A 1,870-nucleotide genomic window follows, 5' to 3' on the forward strand; every position below is an offset into this window, starting at 1 on the left:
GCGGATGGCGCCGGCACGGATGACGCCGGCACCAGCGTCGTGAAGACCTGCCTCGTCGAGGTCGCGCTGGCCGGGACCAGCCTGCCGCAGGTCCTGACCTGCGCGCAGTCCGTCGGTGTCAGCGCCGATGCCATCCTCGCCGGCGCCGTCGAAACGATTGAGGGCAGGCAGGTCGGGCGGATCCGCTTCACGCTCGCCTCGGCGGCGAAGTCGAAGGAGCTCATCGCAGCCCTGGAAGCCGAGGGAATCTATGCGGAGGAGGCAGCCTGATGAACGATCCGATGTGGTTCGACAACCCCGCGATCACGCAGCAGATGCTGCCCGCCACGATCGAAACCCTGCTCATGACCGCCTGGTCCACCGGGCTGGCGGTGCTGTTCGGCCTGCCGCTGGGCATCTGGCTGTTCACGACATCGAAGGGCGGACTCACGGCCCGTCCCGCGCTCTACCGCGTGCTGTCGTTCGTCGTCGACGTCACGCGTTCGATCCCCTTCATCATCCTCATCATCGCCCTCATCCCGTTCGCCCGCTTCGTGGTGGGTTCGGCTCTGGGGTGGCAGGCGACCGTGGTGTCGCTGACCGTCGGGGCGATTCCCTTCTATGCCCGCCTCGTCGAGAACTCTCTGCGTGAGGTCTCGGAAGGGAAGGTCGAGGCGGCATTGATGATGGGCGGCTCGAATGGGCAAGTGGTCCGTCAGGTCTACGTTCCCGAGGCGAAGCCGGGCCTGATCGGTGCCGCAACGGTCACCTCGGTGACTCTGGTGTCCTACACCGCGATGGCCGGTGCTGTGGGCGGCGGCGGTCTCGGTGCGCTGGCGATCTCGTACGGCTACAACCGCTACCAGGCGGACACGATGATCGCCTGCATCATAGTCCTCGTGCTCATCGTGACGCTCATCCAGTTCATCGGCGACCGCATCGCCCGCGCCGTCGACCACCGGTGACGACCTACCTGCGGCACGCCACTGGTGGGCCTTCCCAACACTCGACACTCTTCACACCGACGATCAACTGAAACCAAGGAGAATCATGAAGACCAAGCTCATCGCCATTGCTGCGAGTGCAACCCTGCTGCTGTCGGGCTGCGGGCTCGTGGGCGGCGGAACCGACACCGTCGGCGAGAAGGACGGCGACATCACCAAGCTCACGATCGGCGCCACTCCCGTTCCGCAGGGCGACATCCTGCGCTTCGTCGACAAGACTCTCGCCGAGGAGGCCGGCCTCGACCTCGAGGTCACCGAATACACGGACTACACCCTGCCCAACAAGGCCCTGTCCGATGGTGACATCGACGCCAACTACTTCCAGCACAAGCCCTACCTCGACTCCGAGGTCGAGGGCCAGGGCTACGAGATCACCGGCTTCAAGCCGATCAACCTCGAACCCTTCGCACTGTTCTCGAAGACCGTCAAGGACGTCAAGAAACTGCCAAAGGGCGCGAAGATCGGCATCAACAACGATCCCGCCAACCAGGGCCGAGCGCTGAAGATGCTCGAAAAGGCGAAGATCATCACCCTCAAGGACGGAGTCGACGCGGTCGACGCCAAGCTCTCCGACGTCGAGGACAACCCGAAGAACGTCGAGTTCGTCGAGGCCGATGCCGCTCAGCTGGCACGCACCCTCGAGGACGTCGACGCCTCGGTCATCAACGGCAACAACGCCCTGGAGGCCGGACTCAACCCGGCCAAGGACGGCATCCTCCTCGAAGGCGCCGAGGACAACCCCTACGGCAACTTCCTCGCCGTGCGCACCGAGAACAAGGAGGACGAGAACATCAAGAAGCTCGACGAGCTCCTCCACTCCCCCGAGGTGAAGCAGTTCATCGAAGACAAGTGGTCCGACGGATCGGTCCTGCCCAGCTTCTGATCGC

At 64.4% G+C, this 1,870-nt stretch carries 2 protein-coding genes and 1 pseudogene; all 3 read left to right on the forward strand.

Going from position 1 to position 1,870, the window contains the following annotated elements; genetic code table 11:
* A pseudogene (locus tag L0G76_RS15975) lies at positions 1 to 270 on the forward strand (methionine ABC transporter ATP-binding protein); the annotation flags it as partial.
* A complete protein-coding gene (locus L0G76_RS15980) occupies positions 270 to 944 on the forward strand; it encodes a methionine ABC transporter permease (RefSeq protein WP_304358112.1) in 675 nt (224 codons plus the stop codon). The pseudogene L0G76_RS15975 and the gene L0G76_RS15980, both read left to right, overlap by 1 nt.
* A gap of 85 nt (positions 945 to 1,029) precedes the next feature.
* Positions 1,030 to 1,866 (forward strand): MetQ/NlpA family ABC transporter substrate-binding protein, encoded by an 837-nt coding sequence (locus tag L0G76_RS15985; RefSeq protein WP_101598293.1) that lies wholly within the window; start codon positions 1,030 to 1,032, stop codon positions 1,864 to 1,866.
* Positions 1,867 to 1,870 lie beyond the last annotated feature (4 nt).

Origin of the sequence: Brevibacterium picturae, assembly GCF_030453725.1 — a bacterium.
Lineage (GTDB): Bacteria > Actinomycetota > Actinomycetes > Actinomycetales > Brevibacteriaceae > Brevibacterium > Brevibacterium sandarakinum_A.

Bases quoted from the DNA above. Each gene is read 5' to 3' on its own strand.
- L0G76_RS15980 (WP_304358112.1), top strand. From the start codon at position 270: ATGAACGATCCGATGTGGTTCGACAACCCCGCGATCACGCAGCAGATG.
- L0G76_RS15985 (WP_101598293.1), top strand. From the start codon at position 1,030: ATGAAGACCAAGCTCATCGCCATTGCTGCGAGTGCAACCCTGCTGCTG.